Source organism: Pseudomonas sp. LA5 (assembly GCF_028640825.1).
GTDB classification, from domain to species: domain Bacteria; phylum Pseudomonadota; class Gammaproteobacteria; order Pseudomonadales; family Pseudomonadaceae; genus Chryseomonas; species Chryseomonas aestiva.
On the sequence record NZ_JAQYZY010000058.1, the window covers coordinates 35,446 to 61,438 of the forward strand.

Genomic DNA, 25,993 nt, shown 5'->3' on the forward strand with positions numbered 1-25,993 from the left:
TGTCCGGAAACGACGGAGAGCTTTTGGAAAAGCGACAGGCACGCCCTGGGGCGGCCTGTTCGGGGCTCAGTTCACGCCCGGTGCCCGGGGCAGGGCGGCGAACCAGTCCAGGGCGCGGTCCCAGAGTGGCTCGGCGCTGGCGCGGAAATAACCCATGTGGCCGATGGCGCCGCCGTGCTGGCGGGGGTCGAGGTCTTCGCGCTGCAGGTCGACGTTGCGATAGGCCTGCATGAAGGCGTCGCGCGAGCGCGGGGTGGCCCAGAGATCGTCCAGGGCGTTGACCGCGACGATGGGGGTGCGCACCGCGGCATATCCGGCTTCGATGCCCTGCATGGCCGGGTCGTCGAAGAAGTAGTGGGGATAGCTGCACCAGTGGCGCCACTGGCGATAGACGTCGCGCGGCAGGTCTTCGCCCAGGCCCAGGGCGCTCCAGGGGCAGTAGCCCTTCCACCAGGTCAGCACCGGCAGCACCAGTTTCCACATGGTCAGCACCTTGAGTCTTTCCAGCGGCGGCATGTAGCCGTACCAGCCGGCGCTGGTGCCGAAGACATAGAAGCCGGCGACCTTGGCATGGTTGGGCAGGAGGCCGAAGGCATGGCCGCCATAGGAGTGGCCGACCAGGTAGAGGGGGACGTCGCCCTGGGCCATGGCGTCCACTGCGGCGGCGAGGTCCTGGCGCGCCCAGTCCAGCAGGTCCATGCGAAAGCCCTTGAGCGAGGCCGGCGCCGAGCGACCGACACCGCGATAGTCCAGGGTCAGGGTCTCGAAACCGCGGGCCGCGGCGTGCTGGGCGAAACGCCGGTAGAAGCCCTGGGGCACGGCGGTGGCGCCGGCGACGATCAGCCGTCCCTGCAGCGGCCCCTGGGCGGGAAAGCGACTGGTGCTGAGGCGATAACCGTCCGCGGTGATCAAATCCTCGACGAGGGCGTCGCTTGGCATGGGGTGGTCCCTATGACAGTTGTTATAATGGCTGGACGGTAGATTATGACGACTGTCATAGCAAGGAGAATGGATGACCGAGCAGTCGACGGTACGGGAGCGGGTGGTGGTGGCGGCGTCGGCCATGCTGGCGCAGCACGGCCTCAATGCCACCAGCATCCGCGAGACCATCAAGCGCGCCGAGGCGCCGCTGGGGTCCACCTATCATCACTTTCCCGGCGGCAAGCACCAGCTGGTGGTGGAAGCGGTGGAGCTGGCCGGCGCCCAGGTCAGTCGCGATCTGGAGCGGCAGCTGCAGGCCGGGGCGCTGGCGGGGATCCAGGGCTTTTTGCGCCTGTGGCGCGACATCCTGCTGGACTCGGATTTTCGCGTCGGCTGCCCGGTGATGGCGGTGGCGGTGGAAGAACCGGTGGACGAGATCGCCCAGCGCGAGCTGGACGCGGCGGCGGGCATCTATCGCCGCTGGGAGGCGCGCTTGCAGGTGGCGCTGGTCGAGCACGGCCATACAGAGCAAGCGGCCACGGGGCTGGCCACGCTGCTGGTGGCGGCGGTGCAGGGAGTGATCCCGCTGTGCCGGGCCCAGCGCAGCATCGACCCCTTCGACCGGGTGGCCGAACGTCTGGTGGCGCTGGTCTAGCGGGAACGCCACCAGGGCTGGTGGACTCCACCGAGGGCACTTCTTTTATTGGAGTACCTCATGAATCCCGAACCCGCGGACGACCAGCAGACCCCCCACGACTACGACGAATACGGCGACGTGCCGGATTCGGCGAACACCACCACCACCGAGGAGCGCGAAGACCAGGACGACAGTCCCTTGAGTCCGAAGCGTTAGCGAGTTGGGTGCCCGGCGGGTGGACAAGGCTGCGCCGTTGTCCACGCTACAGGTGCCTCGCTGCGGTCCTCTTCGTTGGGCTTCGCTGTGCTCAGCGCCAACCTCCGGTGGATGGGTAGCGTGGAAAACCGTGCAGCGTTTTCCACGTACGGATGATCCTGCCACTGACACCGATGCCACCCCCTCTCCTCCGGGAGAGGGTTGGGGTGAGGGTGGTCACGGCGGCAGGCCTGCACCTTAGCGGCGGTTTCGGTGCCCGGCGGGTGGACAAGGCTGCGCCGTTGTCCACGCTACAGGTGCCTTGCCGTGGTCCTCTTCGTTGGGCTTCGCTGTGCTCAGCGCCAACCTACGTCGAGCGCGCGGCTTTTTCACGCGCCGATGATCTCGGCTAACGCCGAACCTGAACACGATCCGCTGAACCGCCCCCTCTCCCTCTGGGAGAGGGTTGGGGTGAGGTCGCCTGCCCCTTGTTGGGCTTCGCTGCGCTCAGTGCCAACCTACGGCCACGTCTTCACGTCAGCGCCCGATCCAGATGCAGGTAGCCGCCATCCACGCTCAGCCACTGGCCTGTCGTATGGCTGGAGCGTGGCGACAGCAGGAAGGCCACGGTGTCGGCGATCTCCTCCGGGGTGGTCATGCGCCGGCCGAGGGGAATGCGCGCGGTTATGGCGGCAAGCTTGGCGGCCGGGTCGGGAAAGCCCTGCAGCCAGCGTTCGTAGAGCGGGGTCATGACCTCGGCGGGGATCACCGCGTTGACGCGGATGCCGTCGTCCAGCAGCGAGGCGGCCCATTCCCGGGTCAGGGCCAGCACGCCGCCCTTGGCCGCGGTGTAGCCGCTGGTGTCGCCCTGGCCGGAGAGGGCGGTCTTGGAGGCGATGTTGACGATGGCGCCGGTGCTGGCGCGCAGCGCCGGCAGGCAGAGGTGCGCCAGGTGGTAATAGTGCACCAGATTGCGTTCCAGGGAGGCGACGAAGGCGGCGCGACCCGCGCTGAGACTCACGCCATCATTGACCCCGGCGTTGTTGACCAGTCCGTCGATGCGCCCATAGGCATCCTGCACCGCGGCCACGGTCCGCTCGCAAGCGGCTTCGTCGCACAGCTCCACGGTGACGGCCCGCGCCCTGGGCTGACATTCGGCCAGTTGCGCGGCGAAGTCGGCCGCCAGCGGCTCGCGGGCGAGGATCACCGGAATGGCGCCTTCGGCGGCCAGGGCCAGGGAGATGGCGGCGCCGATGCCGGAGCCGCCGCCGGTGATCAGGAACACCTTGTCGGTCAGCTGCAGATTCATGCCACCTTCTCCCGTGGCTGGGTGCCGAGGCCATAGAGGCGGGCCGCGTTGCCGCCAAAGACCGCTTCGCGCTCACTGGGCGTGAGATCCAGCAGCGCCTGTTCGGCCAGGTCGACCACCTCGGCGTAACTGGCGGCCAGGGTGCAGACCGGCCAGTCGGAGCCGAACAGCAGCCGCTCCGGCCCGAAGGCCTCCAGGGCGATGCGCGCATAGGGCAGCAACTGCTCCGCCTGCCAGCCGTGCCAGTCGGCCTCGGTGACCAGCCCGGACAGCTTGCAATGCACATGGGGCAGCCGCGCCAGGGGCGCCAGCAACCGGGCGTATTCCGCAGGCGCCACTCGGCCCGGCGGCTTGCCCAGGTGGTCCAGCACCAGCACGCCGTGGTCGTGGCGCGCGGCGAAGGCGGTGGCGGCGGGCAGGGTCTCGGCGTGGATCAGCAGTTCATAGAGATAGCCATGCCGCTGCAGGGTGGCGACGCCCTGGTTGGCGGCGGCATCGGCCAGCCAGGCGCCGGGATCGGCCTCGTCCTGCACCGGATGGCGAAAACCGCGCAGGTGACGACTGCCCTGGCGACGTTCCAGGCGCGCCACCAGGTCGGCGGCGCGCAGATCGGTCCAGCCGACCACCGCCTGCACCCAGGGCGTCCGGGCGGCGAGGTCGAGCAGAAAGTCCGTCTCTTCTTCCAGGGTGCGCGCCTGGACGGCGACGCAGCCGTCGAAACCGGCGCGCTGCAGGTGCGGTTGCAGATCGGCGGGCAGGTGGTCCCTTTGCAGGCCGGCCATGCGCCCGTCGATCCAGGCGAATTCGGCCGGCCGATAACGCCAGAAATGCTGGTGGGCATCCAGGCGCGGGCTCATGACGGCTGCTCCCCGGCATGGCGATATCGCGCCCGGGAGGCGGCCTTGATGGCGATGGAGAAACCCGGCGCCTGGGGTGCCAGGTAGGCGGCGCCGCGCACCCGGCAGGGGTCCTCGAAGTGTTCGTGGAGGTGGTCGACGTATTCCACCACCCGGCCCTCATGGGTGCCGGCGACGCAGAGGTAGTCGATCATCGCCAGGTGCTGCACGTATTCGCAGAGGCCCACGCCGCCGGCATGGGGACAGACCGGCAGGTCGTACTTGGCGGCCATCAGCTGTACCGCCAGCACCTCGTTGAGGCCGCCCAGGCGGCAGGCGTCGAGCTGCACCACGTCCAGACCGCCGCGCATGATGAATTGCTTGAAGAGGATGCGGTTCTGGCACATCTCGCCGGTGGCCACCTTGACCGGCGCCACCGCCTCGCGGATGGCGCGATGGCCTTCCACGTCGTCGGGGCTGGTGGGCTCCTCGATGAACCAGGGCTTGGCGAACGCCAGTTCGCGCACCCAGTCGATGGCCTCGCCGACTTCCCACACCTGGTTGGCGTCGATCATCAGGTGGCGCTCGGGGCCGATCACCTCGCGGGCGATGCGCACCCGGCGGATGTCGTCGGCGAGGTCGCGACCGACCTTGAGCTTGATGTGGGAGAAGCCGGCGTCGATGGCCTCCTGGCAGAGGCGGCGCAGCTTGTCGTCGGGATAGCCGAGCCAGCCGGCCGAGGTGGTGTAGCAGGGATAGCCCTCGGCTTCGAGGCGCTGCAGCCGCTCGGCCTTGCCCTCGGCGCACTGGCGCAGCAGGGCCAGGGCCTCTTCGGGAGTGATGCAGTCGGTGAGATAGCGGAAGTCGATGCAGCGCACCAGCTCCTCGGGGCTCATCTCCGCTACCAGGCGCCAGACCGGCTTGCCCACGGCGCGCGCCCAGAGGTCCCAGGCGGCGTTGACCACCGCGCCGGTGGCCAGGTGGATGGCGCCCTTGTCCGGGCCGATCCAGCGCAACTGGCTGTCGCCGGTGATATGGCGCCAGAAGCGGCCCGGATCTTCCTGGATCCACTCCAGGGTCAGGCCGCGCACCCGCGGCTCCAGGGCGCGCAGGGCGGCGCAGCAGATCTCGTTGCCGCGGCCGATGGTGAAGGTGAGACCGTGGCCTTCCAGCCCCGGCTGGTCGGTCTGCAGGATGACGTAGGCGGCGGAGTAGTCCGGATCGGGGTTCATGGCATCGGAGCCATCCAGCGCCTGGCTGGTGGGGAAGCGGATGTCTTCGATCTGCAGGCCGGTAATTGTTGTTGGCATGGCGCTGTCCTCGAGGGGATTTCGCGGGCTGAGCGAGCCCGGCCCCGTGCCCGCTCGATGAAAGCGGGCACGGGGAGGCTGATAGGCAGGGATGGGGCTGTCGGGTCTAGTCGGCGGCGACGGTGCGCTGGTGCTGCTCGCCCAGGCCCTGGATGCCCAGGCGCATTTCCTGGCCGGGCTTGAGGTACACCGACTGCGGCTTGACGCCCATGCCCACGCCCGGCGGGGTGCCGGTGGAGATGACGTCACCCGGTTGCAGGCTCATGCAGCGGCTGAGGTAGGCGATGATCTGGGCCACCGTGAAGATCATGGTGCGGGTGTTGCCGTTCTGGTAGCGGTGGCCGTCCACCTCCAGCCAGAGATCGAGATTTTGCGGATCGGCCACCTCGTCGGCGGTGACCAGCCAGGGGCCGAGCGGGCCGAAGGTGTCGAAGCCCTTGCCCTTGTCCCAGGTGCCGCCGCGTTCGAGTTGCCACTCGCGCTCGGAGACGTCGTTGACCACGCAATAGCCGGCCACATGGTCCAGGGCATTGGCCTCGTCGATGTAGCGTCCGGCCTTGCCGATCACCACGCCCAGCTCCACTTCCCAGTCGGTCTTGGTCGAGTCGCGGGGGATCTGCACCGCGTCGTTGGGACCGCAGATGGCGCTGGTCCACTTGTTGAACACCACCGGTTCCTTGGGTACGTCCAGGCCGGATTCGGCGGCGTGGTCGGCGTAGTTGAGACCGATGCAGATGAACTTGCCGACCCGACCCACGCAGGGGCCCAGGCGCGGGGTGCCGTCCACCAGCGGCAGACTGTTTGGGTCCAGCTGGCGCAAGCGGGCCAGGGACTCGGCGCCGAGCGCTTCGCCGGCGAGGTCGGCCACCTGGCCGGAGAGATCGCGAAGCCGGCCCTGGGCATCCAGCAGACCGGGTTTTTCCTGGCCCTGGGGGCCGTAGCGCAAGAGTTTCATCGGAGCTCCTATGAGGGGAAAAGGGTGCGGACGAAAAACGGCGTCAGACGCTCCAGCCACCATCGATCACCTGGGCGGTCCCGGTGACGAAGGCGGCGGCGTCGGAGGCAAGATACAGGGCGAGGGCGGCGATCTCCTCCGGCCGACCGACGCGACCCATCGGCTGGCGGGCGGCGAAGGCGGCCTGCACCTCGGCTTCGCTGCGGCCTTCGCGGGCGGCCTGGTCGGCGATGCGCTGGTGCAGCGAGGGGGAATCCACGGTGCCGGGGCAGATGGCGTTGCAGCGGATGCCCTGGCCGACGTAGTCGGCGGCCACCGACTTGGTCAGGCCGATCACCGCCGCCTTGCTGGCGCCATAGGCGCAGCGATTGGCCACGCCCTTGAGGCTGGAGGCGATCGAGGCCATGTTGATGATGCAGCCGCCGCCCTGGGCCAGCATGCCGGGCAGCACGGCGCGGATCATCCGGTACATGGCGGTGGCATTGAGTTCGAAGGAGAAGCGCCAGGCCTCTTCGTCGCAATCGAGGATGCTGCCGGCGTGGACATAGCCGGCGCAGTTGAACAGCACGTCGAAGCTACCCAGCTCGGCGACCAGGGCGGTCACGGCGGCCGCGTCGGTGACGTCGAGCACCCGGGTCTGCAGCCCTTCGAGGCTGTCCAGGGCGGCGGCATTGATGTCGGTGGCGATGACCTCGGCACCGGCGCGATGGAAGGCGAGGGCGGTGGCCCGGCCGATCCCCTGGCCGGCGGCGGTGACCAGGACGCGTTTGCCTGCGTGACTCATGTGGAGACCTCTTGGCTGATTATTGTTGTGAGGTGCCCGACCGCCAGCGGTCAATGGTCAGGCCATTGGTCCTATTGTTTAGACCCTGCTAGGCTCTCAGGCAAGGATTTTTTCGCGGCAGACTGCGCGAGCTGCATGAGACGAGACCGCCATGCCCCTTCAGGTGATTGAAAAACCACGGCTTTACCGGCAGATCGCCGACCAGTTGCGCGCCCTTATCGACGGCGGCGAATACCCGCCGGGCAGTTGCCTGCCCGCCGAGCGCGAACTGGCCAAGCAACTGGGGGTGAGTCGCGCCTCGGTGCGCGAGGCGCTGATCGCCCTGGAGGTGATCGGCCTGGTGGACGTGCGCGTCGGCGACGGCGTACGGGTCTGCGCCCCCAGTGCCCCGCCGCCACCGGACACCCCGGTGCTGGAGCTGGCTGGGCGTGGCCAATGGGCGGAGATGGATCCGGAGCTGAGCCTGGCGCTGGATCTGGACGCCGAGATCCCGCCCTTCGCCCTGCTGCAGGCGCGCCGCCTGGTGGAACCGGAAGCCGCCGCCCTGGCCGCCCGGCACGCCAGCGCCAGCGAACTGGCCGGCATCCGCGCTGCTTATGGTCGCAACGTCGAGGACAACCGCCTGGGCTCCACCACCCATCCCGGCGACCGGCTGTTCCATATCCGCATCGCCCAGGCCAGCGGCAATCCGGCCTATGCGCTGCTGCTGCGCCACCTGCTCGGCCATCGCTACGGCAGCATGTTCCAGCTCCTGCAGCGCCGCTACACCCCGGAAGACATGACCGACCGCTCCCAGCAGGAGCACCTCGCCATCCTCGACGCCCTGGAAGCCCACGACCCCGACGCCGCCCGCCAGGCCATGGCCGCGCACCTGGATGCGGTAACCCGAATTTTCGGGCGACCAGCGGTGGAGTGAGGGACTGCCCTTTCCTTCGGGGTGAGGGCGGACGCCCCTGTTGGGCTTCGCTGCGCTCAGCGCCAACCTACGGGTGACCGGTGATTCGTTCGCGGCGCCGCCCTGCGCTCGGAACCGCCCCCTCTCCCTCGGGGAGAGGGCTGGGGTGAGGGCGGGTGGTCCGACCGTTGGGCTTCGCTGCGCTCAGCGCCAACCTACGGGTGACCGGTGATTCGTGCGCGGCGCCACCCTGCGCTCGGAACCGCCCCCCCCCCTTCCCTCCGGGAGAGGGCTGGGGTGAGGGCAAGCCCCGCGTCGATGCCGTAGGGCAACACCGTAGAGTGGAAAACCGCGCAGCGTTTTCCACGCGAATCCCACGCGCAATACCCTTCTGTACGGCCCCTTGGCCACCTGGCTGTGGCTGTTCCTAGCGCCTGCCAACCGCGGACAATCGGCTCTTTGCCCCAGGAGTCCGCCGTCATGTCCCTCGTCTTTCATCAGGTCGATGTCTTCGCCCAGCGCCCCCTGGAGGGCAATGCCCTGGCGGTGGTCTGTGGCGCCGATGGGCTTTCCACCGCGCAGATGGCCGCCCTGGCGCGCTGGACCAACCTGTCGGAGACCACCTTTCTCCTCGAACCCACCGATCCAGCGGCGGACTACCGGGTGCGCATCTTCACCCCGCAGCGCGAGTTGCCCTTCGCCGGTCATCCGACCCTGGGCAGCTGCCATGTCTGGTTGCGTGAAGGCGGACGACCCAAGGGCGGCGAGGTGATCCAGGAATGCGGCGCCGGCCTGGTGGCGATCCGTGCCGCCGGAGAGGAACTGGCCTTTGCCGCGCCGCCGCTGGTGCGAGGCGGCGCGGTGGAGCCCGAGGTCCTGGCACGCATCGCCCGCGGCACCGGTCTTTCGCCCGAACGCATCCAGGCCAGCCAGTGGGCCGACAACGGTCCCGGCTGGGTCGCGGTGCTTCTGGAGAGTCGTGAGGACTTGCTGGCGATCCGCCCGGACTATGCCGCCCTGGAAGGCCTCAACGTCGGCCTGATCGCCCCCTGGACGGGCAGCGATGCCGAGGCGCAATTCGAGGTGCGCGCCCTGATGGGCGAGGAATTCGCCGAAGACCCGGTCACCGGCAGCCTCAACGCCAGCCTGGCGCAGTGGCTGATCCCGGCGGGCCTGGCGCCGGAGCGCTACCTGGCCAGCCAGGGCACGGCGCTGGGCCGGCGCGGCCGGGTACGGGTAGCCCGTATCGCCGACCGCATCTGGGTGGGTGGCGCGGTGCAGGACTGCATCCGCGGCACCCTTAGCCTCTAGGCACGGATCAGAGCCCGACCGAGCGTCCCTTGAAGCCGGCGGCATCGAAGTAGCGGGTGTCGCCGACATTCTGGGTCTTGAGTTCGGTGACCAGCCCGCCCGCCGCCGGTGCCGAGCGCTGCACCTGGTGGCTGGCCTTGACCGGCTTGCCGCCCTCCAGACTCTCGCCGATCACCCGACCGACCAGTTGCCCCTTGGCCGGGATCTCCAGGTGCAGCAGGTGCGCCAGGGTCTGGCCGACGTCGGCGTTGCTGACCGGACTCAGGTCGACGAAGCCCTTGCGGAAGTCCGGACCGATCGCCGCCATGAAGTTGTAGGTATCGCCGCGGCTGAAGCTGCCGTGCATGCCCTGGCCCTGCTGCAGCCCGGTGTCGGCCACTTCCACGGCGCAGACGTCGGGTTTGCCGCAGCCGCTGTCATAGGAGCGGAAGTTGACCACGATGGCCGGATAGGGGGTGAGCGCCGAGCCCTTGAGGTTGATCGCCGAGAGCGGCAGGGTGCCGGGGATCTTGCCCAGGTCGTCGTCGACGAACAGGCCGCTGACGTAATCCTGCTTGAGCAGCGCCGCGACCACCTTGGGCGCCAGCGCCTTGGCATCGCCCTGGGGCAGATAGACCAGGTCCGAACCGCCGTTGGCCGCCACCACCACCTCCGGCTTGGCCGCGTCGGGGCCGATCAGGCCATTGGCCTTGCTCGGGTGCTGGCCCTGGTCCATCGCCACCGCAGCGCCCTTGGCGTCCGGATCGAGCAGCGGCAAGTTCAGCGCGGCGGCGAGATCCAGGGCGAGGAAGCCGGGCGGCAGCTGCCCCTTGGGCACGTCGGGGTAGCTGGCCTTGGCCGCCGGACTGGTCTTGCTCTCCTTGGAAATGGTGGAGAAGCCGTGGTCGGCGCTGACGAAGATGTCGGTGTTGCCGTCCAGGCCCAGTTCCTTCAGCCGGGCGCGCAGGGCGCCAAGGTTGGCATCGACGTTGCGGATGGCGGCCAGGCTGGTGGGGCCGTTGATGCCCGGGGTGACCTTGCCCAGGCTGTCGCCCTGGTTGTGCTGGGTGCCGTCGGGATCGCGCGACCAGAACACCAGCACGAAGGGCTTGCCGCTTTCCTTGAAGCGCGGCAGCAGCACCTGGTTGGTGACATCGAGGAAGTAGCGCTGCTGCTCGACGTTGGCGCTCAGGGTGCCCGGCGTGGTGGCGTTGCCGGCCTTGCCGTTGGCGCCCCGGCTCGGGGCTTCCAGCGGCAGACCGGCCTGTTTCAGGGCGTCCTGCATGGCCGCGCTCAGGGGAATGCCGGTGGGATGGCCGGTGGAGTCGTCGACGATCACCGTCTTCTCGCCGTCGCGGGCGGTTACGTCCTGGATGGCCACCGGGCCGAGCTTGCCGACGGCGGCGGTGGAGAGGCCCGCCTGGCGCGCGGCGGCGAGCAGGGTTTCCTCGTCCAGGTAGTTGCCGGCGAAATGTTCGTCGACGTCGCCCAGGACCTCGTCGTTTTCCAGGAAGGGTGTGACGCTGTTGTTCGCCCCTGGAACCGGGAAGGCGGTGTAGATCGTGTTACTGAAATCCCCGGTGTCGCCCAGGTAGTGCCCGGTGGCCAGGGCCGAGGCATTGGGCGTGGTGAAGGTCGGGAACAGCGAGTGGCTGTTCTGGAAGTTCACGCCCTCGCGCCGCAGCTGGGCCAGATTCGGTGCGGTCTGGGCATCGACGATGTTGGCGCGCAGGCCATCGGGGATGAAGAGGATGACGTTGCGCGCCGGTTCCGCGGCCATGACGGCCGAGCTGGCAAGTAGGGCGAGACTGCAGGCACGGGCAAGACGGGTAGGAAGGAGCGTCATGGAAGATTCTCTGCGCAGGTGGAAAGACAGCAGAGATGTAACAAGGGATTGCTGCAATTTTATGATGACAACGCCATGACAGGGGGGCGGCATCCTTTGTGCAACGGCTGGGTCCCCGTCCAAGGAGCTGCCCATGGCCCACGCCTTCGAGAGTACCGTCGCCGCTACCCGTCACCCTGATCTGGATACCCCGGTCATCCGCCAGGCCCGCATCGATCTCGCCGCCTGTTTTCGCATGGCCGCCCGCCTGGGCCTGGGCGAGGGGATCTGCAATCACTTTTCCTTCGTGGTGCCCGGCCACGACGACCTGTTCCTGGTCAATCCCTATGGCCTGGCCTTCGCCGAGGTTACGGCGTCCGCGCTGCTGATCTGCGACTTCGCGGGCGGTGTGGTCGTGGGGGAGGGGGCACCCGAGGCCACCGCCTTTTATATCCATGCCCAGCTGCACCGGCTCAATCCCCAGGCGCGGGCGGCCTTCCACACCCATATGCCCCACGCCACGGCGCTCTGCCTGCTGGAGGGCGACCCCTTCGTCTGGGCCGGGCAGACCGCGCTGAAGTTCTATGACCGCCTGAGCGTGGACGAGGACTACAACGGCCTGGCGCTGGATGCGGCCGAAGGCGAACGCATTGCCCGGGCGGCGGGTGACGCGGCGGTGGTCATGCTGAAGAATCACGGACCGCTGGTGCTGGGACCGAGCATCGCCGAGGCCTGGGATGATCTCTACTACCTGGAGCGCGCCGCCGAGGTGCAACTCAAGGCCATGGCCAGCGGCCGGCCGTTGAAGCCAGTGGCACCGGCCATCGCGCACGCCGCCTGCCAGCAGCTGCTGCAGGGCAACGCCGACAGCGCCCGGCTGCATCTGGAAAGCGTGAAGCGCCAGCTGCTGCGGCTGGAGCCGGATTATCGGGACTGAAAGGGACGGTCAGCCGCCGCGGCTGCGACGCTGCGGCAAGGCCTGCGGTTGCGGGGTGGAGCGTTCCAGCGCGGCGGCCGCGACCGCGGGCAGCTGGGCATCCAGTTGTTCGACCAGCCGCTCGCGCAACTGGCGCTTGAGCTCGCGACTCATGTCCAGCTGGCCATGATGATCCAGCGCCAGAAAGCCCTGGCGGAGCAGATCGATGGACAGGGACTGGACGTCGGCGCCGAGGGGGCAGACATCGAAGGCGAGCGACTGAGCGTGGGCTGACGGCATCCTGGTGATCATGACTGTCCCTCCTGGACCTGAGCCTCATCTTGCCAGGCCCGGCAGAGGGCGCTGCAGTGGCAAAGCGCGGACCCGTGGACTGCTGCGCATTTTGTCGACGCGAAAAAAAAGCCCGGGATCCTCCCGGGCTAAAAGCGCAGATGTCAGCTTCTACGATGCCTTTCGGCATGGAGGAGAGCTTGCCACCGCCCGCCTTATGGCTGCCTTAACGCCGCTAGCGAATCAACTCGGCCAGCAGGGCCATGCAGGCGATGGTGGTAAAGATCAGCAGCAGGTGAAGCAGGGAGAGCTTGTCCATGGGCGAGGGCACGGGTAGCGACGCAGAGGGCGGATGATAGCAAAGAGCTATCACATGTTGCCCGGTCGCCGCTCAGGACGGCTGCAGCATCGCCTGGATCCGTCGCTCAAGGGTATCCAGGGTGAAGGGCTTGGTCAGGACCCGCATGCCGGCGTCGAGATCGCCGTCCCCGATGACATTGGCCTCGGCATAGCCGGTGATGAACAGCACCGGCAACTGCGGCCGTAGCCGGCGCAAGGCATCGGCCAGCTGGCGGCCATTGAGCGTCCCCGGCAGGCCGACGTCGGTCACCAGCAGATCCAGAGGGGTAGCAGACGTGACCAGTGCCAGGGCGGTGGCGGCATCGGCTGCCTCCAGCACCTGGTAGCCCTGGGCGAGCATGGCATCCACCAGCAGGGTGCGGATGGTCGGCTCGTCATCCACCACCAGGATGGTCTCGCCCCGGCCGGGCCGGCTGGGTTCGAGCTCGGGATAGATCGGCGCGCTGGCCACCGGTGCCAGGCGCTGGCGCGGCAGATAGAGATGTACCCAGGTACCGGCGCCGGGCGCGGAGTCGATGCGGATCTCGCCACCCGACTGCAGCACGAAGCCGTGCACCATGGACAATCCCAGGCCGGTGCCCTGGCCAATGGGTTTGGTGGTGAAGAAGGGGTCGAAGGCCCTGTCGAGCACCTCGTCGCTCATGCCGCTGCCGGTATCGCCCACGCTCAGGCGCACATAGTCACCCGGGGGCAGCGCCTGGCGCTCGGCCTGGGTCTCGTCCAGGCGCTCGTTGCTCAGGACGATACGGATGCGCCCGCCGTCGGGCATGGCGTCGCGGGCGTTGAGGCAGAGGTTGAGCAGGGCGTTTTCCAGCTGCGCGCCGTCGATGTGGGTCAGCCAGAGCCTGGGATCGGCCTCGCGCTCCAGGGCGATCTGCGGGCCGATGCTGCGCTGGATGAGGTCTTCCAGACCGATGACCAGTTGCTCCAGGGCCACCGGCTGCGGATCCAGGGTCTGGCGACGGGAAAAGGCCAGCAACCGGTGGGTCAGGGCGGCGGCGCGCTGGGCGGCGCTGCGGGCGGTGCCGGTGTAGCGCTCGAGGTCCTGCAGCCGGCCCTGGCGCAGGCGCAGGTCGAGCAATTCCAGCGAACCGAGGATGCCGGTCAGCAGGTTGTTGAAGTCATGGGCGATGCCACCGGTGAGCTGGCCGACGGCCTCCATCTTCTGCGATTGCCGCAGGGCTTCTTCCATGAGCCGGATGCGCTCCTGCTCGTTGAGGCGCTCGGTGACGTCATAGGCGAACTGATAGGCGCCGATGCGCTGGCCCTCGGCGTCGAGCAGCGGACTGAATTGCAATTCGTAATGATGCTGCAGCGATCCCCTGTGCACCGAGATGATGGTGCTGAACGTCTCGCCGGCGAAGGCGCGGCGCCAGTGCGCGAGGATGCCGTCACGCAGGTCAGGCCGCCGCTTCAGGCTTTCGCTGAAGGAGTCGCCGATGCGCGGCCTTACCCCGATCACCTCTTCGAACACCTCGGCGCCGGAGCCGTTGACCGCCAGCCAGCGGAAATCGAAGTCCAGTACGTGGATCATGGAGCTGGCGGCGTCCACCACGTTGGCCAGGATGCGATTGGCGACCAGCGCCGCCTGCACCCGCTCTTCGAGGGTTTCGTTGAGTTGCCGCAGGGCCACCTCGGCGCGCTTGCGTGGGGTGATGTCCTGGAACAGCACGGCGACCTGGCGGCGGCTGGCCGGCTCGATGCGAAAGGCGGTCAGCTCCAGGTAGCGCCCGGTGGCCACCAGTTCCTGCTCGAAGCGGATGGCTTCGCCCGTACGCAGCACATGGCCATAGCGATCCAGCCAGGCCTGGGCCTCGTCGCCGACCATGTCGCGCAACTTCTGGCCCACCACGTTGGGAATGCCGGCATGGGCGGCATAGGCCGGATTGGCCTCGACATGCACGTAGTCGCTCAGCGGCCCAAGGGGGCCGTCGATGAATTCGATGATGCAGAAGCCTTCATCCATGGCGTTGAACAGGAACTGGTAGCGTTCGCTGGCCAGGGTCGTGCTGTTTTCAGGAGGCGCAACGCGGGCGTCGAGCTGCTGGCGCAGCTGCTCATTGCTCTGCTCCAGCTCGGCAAGGCGCGCCAGCAGGGAAGGGATGTCGGCGACAGGCACGGCAGGCTCGGCAAGAGGGATGAGGCGACGGCTTCGCTTCAAAGACCGGCATTAGACGGCCCGGGATGAGAAAGTGCCAGGCGCGTCACAGATTCTTCACGGCGGTGTCCAGGGGCCGGGCGGGTGCCCGGCGCGAGCACCAGGGCGGGCTTGAGCGGCCCGGGTCTAGCCTCTTGAGAGATGTCTGACCACTCTGCTTTGGGTGGATTGACACCTTCGAAAGTCACTCATACGATGTCATATGAATATCTGGTAACAGCTTTCCAACGACCCCGGTTCACGCCGGTCAATAACAACAAGTCAGGAAGCCCATTCAATGACTATCCAGGTCACTCCCGAGACGGAGTCCGCCCTGCGGCCGCAGGTCCCGCCCGTCGCCGCTACCCAGCAAGCCTCCCGCATCACCCGCTACCGCTGGCTGATCTGCGCCCTGCTGTTCATCGCCATCGGCATCAACTACATCGATCGCCAGATGATCGGCATCCTCAAGCCCACGCTGCAGGCGGACCTGGGCTGGACGGAGACCGACTACGCCAAGATCGTGTTCTGGTTCCAATGCGCCTATGCCATCGGCTTCCTGACCTTTGGCCGCATCATCGACAAGGTCGGGGTGCGCATCGGCTATGCCCTGGCCTTCACCATCTGGACCATCGCCAGCATCGGTCACGGCATCGCCCATACCGTCACCCACTTCGTGCTGGTGCGCTTCACCCTCGGCTTCGGCGAGTCCGGAAGCTTTCCGGCCAGCCTCAAGGCGGTGTCGGAATGGTTTCCGCAAAAGGAACGCGCCCAGGCCACCGGGCTGTTCAACGCCGGCACTGCCATGGGTCCGATCATCACACCTTTGCTGGTTCCGGCCATCACCCTGGCCTGGGGCTGGCGCGCGGCATTCATCTCCATCGGCATCGTCACCGCCCTGTGGCTGATCGCCTGGCTACTGATCTATCGCCGCCCCCACGAGCACCCCAAGGTGAGTCGTGAAGAGCTGGCCTATATCCAGGCCGACGACGGCTCCCCGGTGGCGGCTACCCCGAGCGCCCCGACCAAGATCTCCTGGTTCAAGCTGCTGACCTTCCGCGAGACCTGGGCCTATGCCGCCGGCAAGTTCCTCACCGATCCGATCTGGTGGCTGTACCTGTTCTGGCTGCCGGACTTTCTCGGCAAGACCTACGGCCTGAATCTGAAATCCTTCGGTCCGCCGCTGATCGCCATCTACATCCTCGCCGACATCGGTTCGGTGATGGGCGGCTGGGGCTCTTCCAAGCAGATGAAGCTGGGCCGCAGCGCCAACCTGGCGCGCAAGACCACCATGCTGCTCTGCGCCCTGGCGGTCGTGCCCATCGTCACCGCCCAGTTCGTCTCCAGCCTCTGGCTGGTGGTCGGCATCATCGGCCTCGCCGCCGCGGCCCACCAGGCCTGGTCGGCCAACCTGATGACGCTGCCGTCGGACCTCTTCCCCAAGGAAGCCGTGGCCTCGGTGATCGGCATCGGCGGTACCGCCGGCGCCATTGGCGGCATGCTGATGACCACCTACAACGGCTACATCCTGGAGATCTTCAAGTCCTACCAGCCGATCTTCATCGTCGCCGGCAGTGCCTATCTGGTGGCCATCGTGGTCATCCATGTGCTCACGCCACGACTCAAGCCGGTGCCGCTGGAACGCATCTCGGTGGGCTGACCTGGGAGCGCTGACAGAGAAGCCGCCGGGGCCTTCCCCGGCGGTTTTTTTTCGCCCGTCGCTGTCCGGATCGCGCAGGGGGCTGTCCTGCTCGCGAGCGCAGCGGACCGGTGGGGCGGTCAGACTCTGAGGCCCAGCCCTGGAGTCCCCCATGCTCAAGCAACCCCAGACCAAGTACCGCGCCTTCGCCGCGCCCTCGTTACCCGACCGCCAATGGCCGGGCCGTCAGCTGACCCAGGCACCGCGCTGGTGCTCAACCGACCTGCGCGATGGCAACCAGGCACTGATCGAGCCCATGGGGCTGGAGCGCAAGCGGCGCTTCTTCGCCCTGTTGCTGGCGATCGGCTACCGGGAAATCGAGGTGGCCTTTCCGGCGGCGTCCCAGACCGACTTCGATTTCGTGCGCGAACTGGTCACCGCGGACGGCCTGCCGGACGATCTCTGGCTGCAGGTGATGACGCCGGCGCGCAGCGAATTGATCGAGCGCACCTTCGCGGCCCTGGTCGGGGCACCCCGCGCCATCGTTCATCTCTACAACGCCACCGCGCCGCTGTTTCGCCGGGTGGTGTTCGACCAGGATCGCGCCGCCACCCTGGCCATGGCGGTGGCCGGTACCCAGCGGGTGCGTGCCCTGTGCGACGCCCAGCCGGAGACGGCCTGGATTTATCAGTATTCGCCCGAAACCTTCTGCTTCACCGAAGCGGACTTCGCCCTGGAGATCTGCCAGGCGGTGCGCGAGGCCTGGCAGCCGTCGGCGGACCGCCCGCTGATCCTCAATCTGCCGGCGACGGTGGAAGTGGCCACGCCCAACGTCTATGCCGATCAGATCGAGGGCTTCATCCGCGGCCTGGGTCCGGCGCCCCACGTGACCATCAGCGTCCATCCGCACAACGACCGCGGCACCGGCGTCGCCTGCGCCGAACTGGCCCAGCTGGCCGGGGCCACGCGGGTGGAGGGCTGCCTGTTCGGCAATGGCGAGCGCACCGGCAACGTCGACCTGGTGACCCTGGCGCTGAATCTCTACAGCCAGGGGATCACGCCGGGGATCGACTTCTCCCGTCTGGAGGAGGTGGCCAGCGTGGTGGAAGCCTGCAATCAGCTGACCATTCATCCGCGCCATCCCTATGGCGGTCGCCTGGCCCTGGCCGCCAATACCGAGCAGGGCGCGGCCCTGGGACTCGTCGATCCGGCCGAGCTGGGACTCAGGGCGCGGCGGGGCTGACCGCGTCGGGCAGACCCGCCTGGCCGCGATAGGCCGAGGGCGATACCCCCAGCACCTGGCGGAAACGAGTGGCGAAGGCACTGGGGCTGGCGTAGCCGTGGTCCAGGGCGACGTCGACGATGGCGTGGCCGGCGGCCAGGGAGGTCAGACTGGAATCCAGTCGCGCCCGCTGCAGCCACTGGCCGAAGGTCAGGCCGGTCTCCTTGAGGAACAGCCGGCTCAGGGTCCGCTCGCTGACCGCCAGTCGCGCGGCGGCGCCGGTCAGCGTCCAGCGTTCGCCCGGGTGCTGGCGCAGGTGGCGGCAGAGTTCAGCGAGGGTGGCATCCACCGGCCAGGGCAGGTGCAGTCCGGCGGTGGGCGAGCCCTGCAACTCGTCGAGCATCAGCTGCAGAATATGGTGGGCGCGCCCTTCGGCAAGTCTGTCGGCAGGCAGGGGCAGGGCGGCCAGGATGAGTTCGCGCAGGAGCGGCGAGACGGCGATCAGCTGGCAGCGTGTCGGCAGCTCGGCCCGTACCTGCGGATCGACGAACAGGGTGCGTACCTCGACGCGGCCCAGCAGGTGCAGGTCGTGCTCTTCGCCGGCGGGCACCCAGACGCCCCGTCCGGGCGGTACCACCCAGCGCCCCTGGGCGGTGTTGACGATCACGATGCCGCAGAGCGCATGGATCAGCTGCGCCTGGCGATGGCTATGGGGCGGCACCCGTTCGCCATGGGCATAGTCCTGGGCCACGGCGTGCAAGCCGTTGCATGAGCTGAAGTCGATGAGCATGGCGTCAGGCCGTCGCGCGGCTGGCCAGCCACTTGCCCAGCAGGGCGTCCAGCTGCTGCTGCTCGGCCTCGCTGAGCGTCGCCAGGGCCCGGCGCTCGTTGTCGACGTGGGCGGCCATCAGGCCATCGATCAGGGCGAAGCCGTCCGCGGTGAGGGCCACCAGGGTACTGCGGCGATCCTCGGGATTCCTGCGCCGCTCGATCAGGCCGGCTCGCTCCAGGCGGTCGAGGCGATTGGTCATGCCGCCCGAGGAGATCATGGCCGACTCATAGAGCACCGTGGGACTCAGGGCGTAGGGCTCGCCCGCTCGCCTCAGGGTGGCCAGGACATCGAACTCGCCATAGTGCAGTCGGTGCTCGTCGAAAAAAGGCTGCAGCACATCGCGATTGAGCACCTGGGCCACTTCACCCAGGCGGCCCACCAGGCGCATGGGCAGGGCATCCAGGTCGGGGCGCTCGCGATGCCACTGGTCCACGGCGAATTCGGCGCGATCGGCCATCGGCTTACCTCGGGAATATATCTTGATGTTAAGATACTTCTCATCAAGAGAAATACCGCGTCATTCTGGAGATTGTCCATGCTTTCCGCTTCACCTTCATCCCCGACCACACCCGCGCCGCGCCAGGACGCCTTTCTCGCCGTGCTGCTGGTGCTGCTGGTCGGCCTCAACCTCAGACCCATCCTGGCCGCCATCGGCCCGTTGCTGGATGGCATCCAGGCCGCCACCGGCCTGGAAGGCAGCGGCGCCGGGGCGCTGACCACCCTGCCCATCGCCGCCATGGGTCTCTGCGCCCTGGGCGGCGCCCGGCTGCAGGCCTGGCTCGGCGAGCGCCGTGGCATCGCCCTCGGCCTGCTGCTGCTGGCCCTGGCCAATGCGCTGCGCTGGGAACAGCCGAGCGGCCTGGGGCTGATCCTCACCGCCGGTCTGGGTGGCGTCGGTATCGCCCTGGTACAGGCGCTGATCCCCGCCTACATCCGTCGCTGCCATCCGCAGCGCACCAGCACCCTGATGGGCCTCTACACCACCGGCATCATGGGTGGGGCGGCCGTGGCGGCGGCCACCGCCGCGCCCCTGGCCGAACAGTGGGGCTGGGCCCAGGGCCTGGCGCTCTGGACCCTGCCGGTGCTGCTGGCGCTCGGCGTCTGGCTGGCCCTGGCGCGTCCGGATGCGCCGGCGCAGCACGCGGCACCCCGCGCGCAACCCTGGCGGCAGCGCCAGGCCTGGCTGCTGCTGGCCTTCTTCGGCATCGGTACCGCCGCCTATACCCTGGTGCTGGCCTGGCTGCCGCCGTACTACACCGGCCTCGGCTGGCAACCGGCCGACAGCGGCCTGCTGCTGGGCGGCGTGAGTCTCGCCGAGGTCAGCGCCGGCCTGCTGCTGTCGGCCACCATCGCCCGGCTGAGCAATCGCCGGCCGCTGGTGCTGGGGGTGCTCGGCGTGGTGCTGGTGGGGTTGCTGTGCCTGGCACTGGCGCCGCTGCAACTGGCGGTGCCGACCGCCATCCTGCTCGGCCTGGGCATCGGCGCGCTGTTTCCGCTGTCGCTGATCCTGGCGATGGACCAGGTGCGCGATCCCGCCGAAGCCGGTGCCTTGCTCGGTTTCGTCCAGGGCGGTGGCTATCTGATCGCCAGCCTGGCGCCGCTGGCCGCCGGCATCCTGCGCGACCATCTGGACAGCCTGGCCAATGCCTGGCTACTGATGGCGGTGGGCGTGGTGCTGCTGATGGGCCTCGGCCTGCGCCTGACCCGACCCGCGCGGCCGGTCCTGGCGCGCGGTTGCCAGCAGGCCTAGCCCGCGCGCGGCAGGCGCAACTCCACGCAAAAGCCGCCCCGCGCCCGATTGCTGAAGCTCAGGGCACCGCCCAGGCGGCGGGTGATGGTCTCGACGATGGCCAGCCCCAGCCCAGCGCCCTGGGGGTTGCCGGCGCTGTAGAAACGATCGCACAAGCGCGTCAGTTCGGCCTCGTCCACCCCGGGGCCGCGATCCTCCACCCGCAGCAAGACGCCCTGGTCCTGGCTGGTTTCGATGCCGACTTCCACCGCACTGCCGGCGGGGGCGAAGGCCAGGGCGTTGGTCACCAGATTCTGCAGGGCGATGGCGATGGCGTCCGGATCGCCGAGCACCGCCGGTCCGGCCTGGGCCGCCAATACCAGTTCCACCTGCCGCTTCAGTGCCAGGGGCGTCAATTCCGCCAGCTCCTCGCGCACCAGGGGCTCCAGGTCCAGCGCCTGGACCTGGGTGGCGCCGGGTTCCAGGCGCGCCAGGGTCAGCAGCTGGCTGGCCAGGCGGGTGGCCCGGCTGACGCCCTGGCGCAGATAGCCCAGGGCTTCGTCGCGTTCCTCGGCCGTCTCGGCGCGCTGGGCGTTCTGCGCATGCAGGTCGAGGATCGCCAGCGGCGTACGCAATTCGTGGGCGGCGTCGGCGATGAAGCGCCGCTCCCGGTCGAGCAGGGCGCGCAACTGGGCAAGCTGGTGATCCAGGGCGCCGCGCATGGGTTGCAACTCCGGTGGCAGCGGGCCGCCCGGCAGCGGCGCCAGACTGTGCGGGTCACGCGCGCGCAGGCCGCGGGCGAAGTCCTGCAGCGGTCGCAGGCCCCAGCCCAGCAGCAGCCAGAGCACCCCGACCAGCAGCGGCAGGCCGACCAGGGTCGGCCAGAGGGTATGGCTGACGATGCGCTGGATCAGGTCCTGGCGCAGGTCCTCGCGCTCGCCGACCCAGATGCGCAGGCCGCCATCGGCGGTACGCACCAGCATCCCGCACCATTCGCGTCCGTTGTCGAACACCTCGTGCAGCCCTTCCGGCGGCACCTCGGTCAGCCGCGGCGCATTGCCGGAACGAGCCAGCAACTGACCATCAGCGGTCCAGATCTGGAAGGTCAGCTGGTTCTCGTAAGGGTGCGCCGGCACGCTGCCGGGCACGGGTTGCATGGCCCGATCGAACACTCGGATCAGCTCCGGCCAGCTGGCCGCCGCCGGCGTGCCGGCCTGCAGCAGGCCTTCCAGCAGGCGCGCGCCCTGGACCAGCTGGGCGTCGTAGATGCCCTCGATCTCGCGATGGCTGTCGCGCAGGGCCAACAGCGCGAGGGCCAGGCTGCCGGCCAGCACCAGGGCCAGGGTGGGCGCGAGGATGCGGGTGCGGATGGCGATCATGGCTGACGCTCCAGCAGATAGCCCACCCCGCGCACGGTGCGGATCAGGCCGCTGTCGAGTTTCTTGCGCAGGTTGTGGATGAGCACTTCCAGGGTGTTGCCCGAGGCGGCTTCCTGCCAGCCATAGAGGGCGTTGCTCAGCCGCTCGCGGGTGATGACGGCGCCCGGTCGCAGCAGCAACTGGTGCAGCAGCTGGTATTCCATGGGCGTCACCGCCACCTCGGCGCCGTGGTAGTGCACCACCTGGCTGGCCGGATCGAGGCTGATGCCGGCGTGCTCCAGCAGCGGTTGCGCGCGACCACAGCTGCGGCGGATCAGGGCGCGCAGGCGTGCCTTGAGTTCGTCCAGGTCGCAGGGCTTGACCAGGTAGTCGTCGGCGCCGGCATCCAGGCCCTGGATGCGATCGGCCTTGGCGTCGCGAGAGGTGAGCACCAGCACCGGCACCTGGCCGTCGGGCTGGCTGCGCAGGCGGCGCAGCAGGTCGAGGCCGTCGAGGCGCGGCAGGCCCAGGTCCAGCAGCACCAGGTCGAAGCGCTCGGACGCCAGGGCGTGCTCGGCGGCCAGGCCGTCAGCCACCCAGTCCAGGGTATAGCCCTCGCCGCGCAGGGCCATGCGAATGCCCTGGGCCAGGGCCGCGTCGTCTTCCACCAGCAGTACCCGCACGATCGCCTTCCTCTCTCGGCAATGCCGCCAGGGCGCCATCATCGCCGGCGTCCTGGCGCAGCGGCAGGGGCAACTGTTACCGGGCGTTGCGTCCTAAGACTGCATTAAGCTTCGGCGCCGAGTCTGGCCACTCCAACCACGAGGAGTGTCGCCATGCGCCGCCTGCTGCTGCCGTTGCTGTTCGCAAGTCCCTTGGCCCTTGCCGCCGAACCCCAGTGCACCCAGGCGGACAAGTCCACCTGGCAGGACGCCGAGAAATTCCAGGCGCAGCTGCGAGACCAGGGCTACGAGATCAAGAAATTCAAGATCACCAAGGGCAACTGCTACGAGATCTACGGCTTCGACAAGGACAAGCGCAAGGTCGAGATCTATCACGACCCGGTGAGCGGCAAGGCGGTCAAGAGCGAGATCGGCAGCTGATGAAGACGGCGACCGTGCGGCTCTGGGACCCCCTGGTACGGCTGTTCCACCTGTCGGTCGCCGCCGCCTTCTTCGCCAACTATTTCTTCAACGAGAAGGGCGCCTTCTGGCACCGCTGGATCGGCTACTACGCCAGTGCCTGGCTGCTGGTGCGGCTGGTCTGGGGCTTCGTCGGCCCGCGCAGCGCGCGCTGGAGCGACTGCTGGCCGACCCGTGCGCGGCTGAGCGCTCACCTGCGTGATCTCTGGCAGGGGCGGCCCCATCATCGCCTCGGCCATTCGCCCCTGGGCGCCCTGGTGATGCTGCTGATGATGGCTGCCATCGGCGGCCTGGGCGTCACCGGCTTTCTCATGCGCGAGGTGGATGCCCTCTGGGGTGCCGACTGGCCCGAAGACCTGCACGCGCTGTTCGCCAACGGCCTGCTGGCGCTGGTCTGCCTGCATGCCGTGGCCGCCGTGGTGGAGAGCCTGCGGGTGGGCGACAACCTGCCGCTGTCGATGCTGACCGGTCGCCGCCGCCCGCTGGATGAGTCTTCCCCGCGTGACTAGGCGCAGTGCCCGTCGAGGGTGCCGGGCGGATCCACCTGTACCGTCACGTGCTGCAGGCCGTGGCGACTGCGCAGCAGCTCGCCCACCAGGGTCGGCAGACGCAGGGGGTCGCTGCCCGGCGCCGGGGTGATGTGCAGGGTGGCGATGCGGGTTTCGTCGGTCAGCGTCCAGACGTGCAGATGGCCCACCTCGGCCACCTCCGGCAGGGCGCGGACCGCCGCCGTGGCGCCGGCCGTGTCGAATTCCCGCGGCGCCGCCTGCAAGAGCACCGCGCCGGCATCGCGCACCAGGGTCCAGGCCGATTTGACGATGAGCAGGGCGACCAGGATCGACAGCGCCGGATCCAGCCAGGTCCAGCCGGTCCAGAGGATGCCCAGGGCGGCGACGATGGCGCCCACCGAACCCAGCAGGTCACCGGCCACATGGAGCAGGGCGCCGCGCAGGTTGCTGTCGTCCTTGTGGCCGCTGTTGAGCACCACGAAGCCGACGATATTGACCACCAGGCCGATCACCGCCACCACCAGCATGGGGCCGGAGAGCACCTCGGTGGGCTCGCGCAGCCGCATGATGGCTTCCCAGCCGATCCACAGCACCAGCAGCAGCAGGGCGACGCCATTGGTCAGGGCGGCGAGGATGCGTACCCGGTGGAAGCCATAGGTGAAGCGCGCATTGGCCGCCTTGGCCGCCACGCGGTAGGCCACCAGGGCCAGCAGCAGGGCCGCGGCATCCGAGACCATGTGCCCGGAATCGGCGATCAGCGCCAGGGAGCCGGACCACCAGCCGCCCACGGCCTGGACGATGGCGTAGCCAAAGGTCAGGACGAAGACCAGCTTGAGCTTGCGCTCGTTGGCGGCGGTCACCCGCGGGGCGTGGGAGTGACCATGGCCATGGTCGTGGCCATGCTGATGGTCGTGGTCGTGGTCGTGGTCGTGGTCGTGGTGAGGGGTGGAGCCACTCATCTACAGGTCTCCGAAGCGTTGAGGAGGCAGAGGGCAAAGGCCCTTTGCCGATCATCCTGAAGCCTGAAGTGACTTCAGGGTCAAGCCGGTCGGCTGGTATCTGACCTCTCGGCTCATCTGTTACCGCGCATGAGCCGCTAAGACTTCATTAAGGTTTGCTCCTCAGGGTAGCGGCTCCCTGTCGCTGGAGCCCGCCATGCCCGCTTGCCTTTGCCTTTCCTCGCGCGTACGCAGGGCACCCTGATGCTGCTCGCAGCCTTCTCCCGCCCGCGCGTCTTGGGTTGGCGGCCCTGGCGCAATCTGCTGCTGCTCAGCAGCCTGAGTTGCCTGCTGCTGCTGGCCGACGACGTCCTGCAGCAAGGCTTCACGCCAAACAACCGCGCCGAGCTGGAAGCGGGCTATGTGGCCGCGCTCTGGGTGTTCAGCCTGGCGCTCTGGCTGAGCAACCTGCCGCGCCTGGCGGCGGTCATCCTGCTGGGGTTCGCGCTGATGCAGCTGCTGCAGCTAGGCAACCTGAGTTTCTTCGGCGAGCCGCTCAGCGCCATCGACATCCAGGCCCTGCTGGGCGATACCGCCGAGGTGCGCCAGACGCTGTGGCTCAGCCTGCCCGAACACTGGCCGGTGCTGCTCTGCGTGGGCCTGCCCTATGGCCTGCTGATCACCCTGCATCTCCAGCTGCCAGGCCGGGTACCGCTGCCAGCCAGTCGCTGGGCGCTGCTGCTGATCGCCGCGGTGCTGCTGTCCAAACCCTATCGCGCCACCTATCGCAACCTCGACGCCTTCGTGCCCAGCCCCAGTCGCAGCGGCCTGCACAACAGCCTCAACGCCTTTTCCGCCTGGGCGGTGCGCCTGGCCGGGCGGGACGATGTCGTCCTGCCGCCCACCGCCTATGCACCCTATGGCCTGGCCCCCATACCCAGCACTGCGCGGCATGTCTGGCTGGTGGTGGCCGATTCCCTGCGCAGCGATCGCCTGGGCGCCTTTGGCTACCCGCGCGATACCAGCCCCAGGCTGTCGGCCTACCTGGCGGCCAATCCCCAGGCGCTGATCCGACCCGGTATCGCGGCGGGGGTGGCCACCGACGTGAGCCTGCCCTATCTGCTCAATCCGATCCGCGAACCGGGCCAGGACCAGCGCCTGCGCAGCGGCGAGATCAATCTGTTCCGCTTCGCCCAGGCCGCCGGCTTTCGCACCCATTGGCTGTCGTCCCAGGAGTCCAAGCTGCTGGCGCACCTGGGCAGTCGCTACCTGGACGTCTCCATTACCCGCGAGGACCATCCGCTGCGCTTCCTGCAGCGCCAGGATCGCGCCCTGCTGGAGATCCTCGACGAGCAGCAGTGGGCGCCGCGCAACTTCGTGGTGCTGAATCTGCGCACCGCGCACCTGCCCTATGCGCAGAACTACCGGCACGAGAGCACCCCGGCGCCCTGGCCGGATAGCGGGGCCGAGGGCCAGGCCAATGCCTATGACAATTCCCTGCACTATCTCGACGGCCTGCTCGCCGAGATCCTTGCCGATTTCGATCGCCTGGAGGGTGAGCGCTATCTGATCATCACCGGCGATCACGGCCAGCGACTGGGGGAGGGTGGTCACTGGGGGCACAACGATCTGGTGCCCGAAGTCAGCGACGTACCGGTGATCGTGGTGGCGCGGGACGCTCCGGCCAAGACGCTGGACGACCTGCGCGGCGAACGCTGGATCAGCCACTACGAGGCCGGCAGCTGGCTGGCGGAGCGCCTGGGGACCCGCCTCGACAATCCCAATCGCCGCCCCGACGAACACTTCGTCCATGGCAAGCTCCTGTTCAGCGACAACTTCGTACAGCGCGTCTGCGAATCACCCACCGGCCTGGTGCACCAGCCGCCACAGCAGTTGAGCAAGCTGCTGCTGGATACCGCGGAAAACCCCTGTGGCTAGAGCCTTGCACCCATACCTTCAACTC

At 68.4% G+C, this 25,993-nt stretch carries 25 protein-coding genes; 11 read left to right on the top strand and 14 right to left on the bottom strand.

The window, feature by feature from the left end; all coding sequences use genetic code 11:
* Positions 1–66 precede the first annotated feature (66 nt).
* Positions 67–939, bottom strand: a complete 873-nt coding sequence (locus PVZ72_RS22230) for an alpha/beta hydrolase family protein (RefSeq protein WP_273863031.1) — start codon at positions 937–939, stop codon at positions 67–69.
* A 73-nt stretch (positions 940–1,012) separates the two neighbouring features.
* Between PVZ72_RS22230 and PVZ72_RS22235 the strand changes: the two genes are divergently transcribed.
* Both PVZ72_RS22235 and PVZ72_RS22240 read left to right on the top strand, forming a co-directional pair.
* Entirely contained in the window at positions 1,013–1,576 is a 564-nt protein-coding gene (locus tag PVZ72_RS22235; RefSeq protein ID WP_187980307.1) for a TetR/AcrR family transcriptional regulator, read from the top strand.
* A gap of 60 nt (positions 1,577–1,636) precedes the next feature.
* Positions 1,637–1,774, top strand: coding sequence for a hypothetical protein (locus PVZ72_RS22240; protein WP_166655913.1), 138 nt, complete (start codon positions 1,637–1,639; stop codon positions 1,772–1,774).
* Positions 1,775–2,285: 511 nt separating this feature from the next.
* On the opposite strand, the gene PVZ72_RS22245 is transcribed toward PVZ72_RS22240, so the two are convergent.
* The 5 genes from PVZ72_RS22245 to PVZ72_RS22265 form a co-directional block, all read right to left on the bottom strand.
* Entirely contained in the window at positions 2,286–3,062 is a 777-nt protein-coding gene (locus PVZ72_RS22245) for an SDR family oxidoreductase (RefSeq protein ID WP_187980306.1), read from the bottom strand.
* Positions 3,059–3,919, bottom strand: coding sequence for an amidohydrolase family protein (locus tag PVZ72_RS22250; RefSeq protein WP_133861381.1), 861 nt, complete (start codon positions 3,917–3,919; stop codon positions 3,059–3,061). Before PVZ72_RS22250 ends, PVZ72_RS22245 begins: the two co-directional genes overlap by 4 nt.
* Entirely contained in the window at positions 3,916–5,208 is a 1,293-nt protein-coding gene (locus tag PVZ72_RS22255; RefSeq protein WP_273863032.1) for an L-fuconate dehydratase, read from the bottom strand. Before PVZ72_RS22255 ends, PVZ72_RS22250 begins: the two co-directional genes overlap by 4 nt.
* Before the next feature lie 106 nt (positions 5,209–5,314).
* Positions 5,315–6,163 (bottom strand): ureidoglycolate lyase, encoded by an 849-nt coding sequence (locus PVZ72_RS22260; RefSeq protein WP_108582447.1) that lies wholly within the window; start codon positions 6,161–6,163, stop codon positions 5,315–5,317.
* A gap of 43 nt (positions 6,164–6,206) precedes the next feature.
* Complete coding sequence (locus tag PVZ72_RS22265) at positions 6,207–6,947, bottom strand: SDR family oxidoreductase (protein ID WP_133861378.1); 741 nt, start codon at positions 6,945–6,947, stop codon at positions 6,207–6,209.
* A gap of 151 nt (positions 6,948–7,098) precedes the next feature.
* Here PVZ72_RS22265 and PVZ72_RS22270 point away from each other — a divergent pair, with 151 nt between their 5' ends.
* Both PVZ72_RS22270 and PVZ72_RS22275 read left to right on the top strand, forming a co-directional pair.
* Positions 7,099–7,863, top strand: coding sequence for a FadR/GntR family transcriptional regulator (locus tag PVZ72_RS22270; RefSeq protein ID WP_273863033.1), 765 nt, complete (start codon positions 7,099–7,101; stop codon positions 7,861–7,863).
* Between the two features lie 459 nt (positions 7,864–8,322).
* Positions 8,323–9,153 (top strand): PhzF family phenazine biosynthesis protein, encoded by an 831-nt coding sequence (locus PVZ72_RS22275; RefSeq protein WP_187980301.1) that lies wholly within the window; start codon positions 8,323–8,325, stop codon positions 9,151–9,153.
* 7 nt (positions 9,154–9,160) lie between these two features.
* On the opposite strand, the gene PVZ72_RS22280 is transcribed toward PVZ72_RS22275, so the two are convergent.
* Positions 9,161–10,978, bottom strand: a complete 1,818-nt coding sequence (locus tag PVZ72_RS22280) for an alkaline phosphatase family protein (protein ID WP_273863034.1) — start codon at positions 10,976–10,978, stop codon at positions 9,161–9,163.
* Positions 10,979–11,111: 133 nt separating this feature from the next.
* Between PVZ72_RS22280 and PVZ72_RS22285 the strand changes: the two genes are divergently transcribed.
* Positions 11,112–11,894 (top strand): aldolase, encoded by a 783-nt coding sequence (locus PVZ72_RS22285; protein ID WP_187980299.1) that lies wholly within the window; start codon positions 11,112–11,114, stop codon positions 11,892–11,894.
* A gap of 9 nt (positions 11,895–11,903) precedes the next feature.
* Here PVZ72_RS22285 and PVZ72_RS22290 read toward each other — a convergent pair whose 3' ends face one another.
* Together PVZ72_RS22290 and PVZ72_RS22295 are read right to left on the bottom strand one after the other, a co-directional pair.
* Positions 11,904–12,185, bottom strand: coding sequence for a hypothetical protein (locus tag PVZ72_RS22290; RefSeq protein ID WP_187980298.1), 282 nt, complete (start codon positions 12,183–12,185; stop codon positions 11,904–11,906).
* A gap of 370 nt (positions 12,186–12,555) precedes the next feature.
* Positions 12,556–14,643 carry a PAS domain-containing protein gene (locus tag PVZ72_RS22295; RefSeq protein WP_187980297.1) on the bottom strand — a complete coding sequence of 696 codons (2,088 nt, stop codon included), beginning with the start codon at positions 14,641–14,643 and terminating at the stop codon, positions 12,556–12,558.
* A 316-nt stretch (positions 14,644–14,959) separates the two neighbouring features.
* Here PVZ72_RS22295 and PVZ72_RS22300 point away from each other — a divergent pair, with 316 nt between their 5' ends.
* Both PVZ72_RS22300 and PVZ72_RS22305 read left to right on the top strand, forming a co-directional pair.
* Positions 14,960–16,321 carry an MFS transporter gene (locus tag PVZ72_RS22300; protein ID WP_133861371.1) on the top strand — a complete coding sequence of 454 codons (1,362 nt, stop codon included), beginning with the start codon at positions 14,960–14,962 and terminating at the stop codon, positions 16,319–16,321.
* A 151-nt stretch (positions 16,322–16,472) separates the two neighbouring features.
* On the top strand, positions 16,473–17,543 hold the full coding sequence (locus PVZ72_RS22305) for a 2-isopropylmalate synthase (protein WP_160923929.1): 1,071 nt from the start codon (positions 16,473–16,475) through the stop codon (positions 17,541–17,543).
* Here the strand turns inward: PVZ72_RS22305 and PVZ72_RS22310 are convergent.
* Both PVZ72_RS22310 and PVZ72_RS22315 read right to left on the bottom strand, forming a co-directional pair.
* Positions 17,524–18,312 (bottom strand): AraC family transcriptional regulator, encoded by a 789-nt coding sequence (locus PVZ72_RS22310; RefSeq protein WP_160923928.1) that lies wholly within the window; start codon positions 18,310–18,312, stop codon positions 17,524–17,526. The genes PVZ72_RS22305 and PVZ72_RS22310 overlap by 20 nt on opposite strands.
* A 4-nt stretch (positions 18,313–18,316) precedes the next feature.
* A complete protein-coding gene (locus tag PVZ72_RS22315) occupies positions 18,317–18,811 on the bottom strand; it encodes a MarR family winged helix-turn-helix transcriptional regulator (RefSeq protein WP_187980294.1) in 495 nt (164 codons plus the stop codon).
* A 78-nt stretch (positions 18,812–18,889) separates the two neighbouring features.
* Here PVZ72_RS22315 and PVZ72_RS22320 point away from each other — a divergent pair, with 78 nt between their 5' ends.
* Positions 18,890–20,104 (top strand): MFS transporter, encoded by a 1,215-nt coding sequence (locus tag PVZ72_RS22320; RefSeq protein WP_273863035.1) that lies wholly within the window; start codon positions 18,890–18,892, stop codon positions 20,102–20,104.
* On the opposite strand, the gene PVZ72_RS22325 is transcribed toward PVZ72_RS22320, so the two are convergent.
* Together PVZ72_RS22325 and PVZ72_RS22330 are read right to left on the bottom strand one after the other, a co-directional pair.
* Positions 20,101–21,462, bottom strand: a complete 1,362-nt coding sequence (locus PVZ72_RS22325; protein ID WP_187980293.1) for an ATP-binding protein — start codon at positions 21,460–21,462, stop codon at positions 20,101–20,103. The genes PVZ72_RS22320 and PVZ72_RS22325 overlap by 4 nt on opposite strands.
* Positions 21,459–22,124 carry a response regulator gene (locus PVZ72_RS22330; protein ID WP_044341620.1) on the bottom strand — a complete coding sequence of 222 codons (666 nt, stop codon included), beginning with the start codon at positions 22,122–22,124 and terminating at the stop codon, positions 21,459–21,461. Before PVZ72_RS22330 ends, PVZ72_RS22325 begins: the two co-directional genes overlap by 4 nt.
* Before the next feature lie 153 nt (positions 22,125–22,277).
* Here PVZ72_RS22330 and PVZ72_RS22335 point away from each other — a divergent pair, with 153 nt between their 5' ends.
* The gene (locus tag PVZ72_RS22335; RefSeq protein ID WP_133861367.1) at positions 22,278–22,544 is read left to right on the top strand and encodes a PepSY domain-containing protein; all 267 of its coding nucleotides are present in this window, start codon (positions 22,278–22,280) and stop codon (positions 22,542–22,544) included.
* Positions 22,544–23,092 (top strand): cytochrome b/b6 domain-containing protein, encoded by a 549-nt coding sequence (locus PVZ72_RS22340; RefSeq protein ID WP_133861366.1) that lies wholly within the window; start codon positions 22,544–22,546, stop codon positions 23,090–23,092. The genes PVZ72_RS22335 and PVZ72_RS22340 overlap by 1 nt, the downstream gene beginning before the upstream one ends.
* Here the strand turns inward: PVZ72_RS22340 and PVZ72_RS22345 are convergent.
* Entirely contained in the window at positions 23,089–24,051 is a 963-nt protein-coding gene (locus tag PVZ72_RS22345; RefSeq protein ID WP_208693958.1) for a cation diffusion facilitator family transporter, read from the bottom strand. The two genes, PVZ72_RS22340 and PVZ72_RS22345, sit on opposite strands and share 4 nt — an antisense overlap.
* 243 nt (positions 24,052–24,294) lie before the next feature.
* On the opposite strand from PVZ72_RS22345, the gene PVZ72_RS22350 reads away from it, so the two are divergent.
* Positions 24,295–25,968, top strand: a complete 1,674-nt coding sequence (locus PVZ72_RS22350; protein WP_273863036.1) for a phosphoethanolamine transferase — start codon at positions 24,295–24,297, stop codon at positions 25,966–25,968.
* Positions 25,969–25,993: the final 25 nt, after the last annotated feature.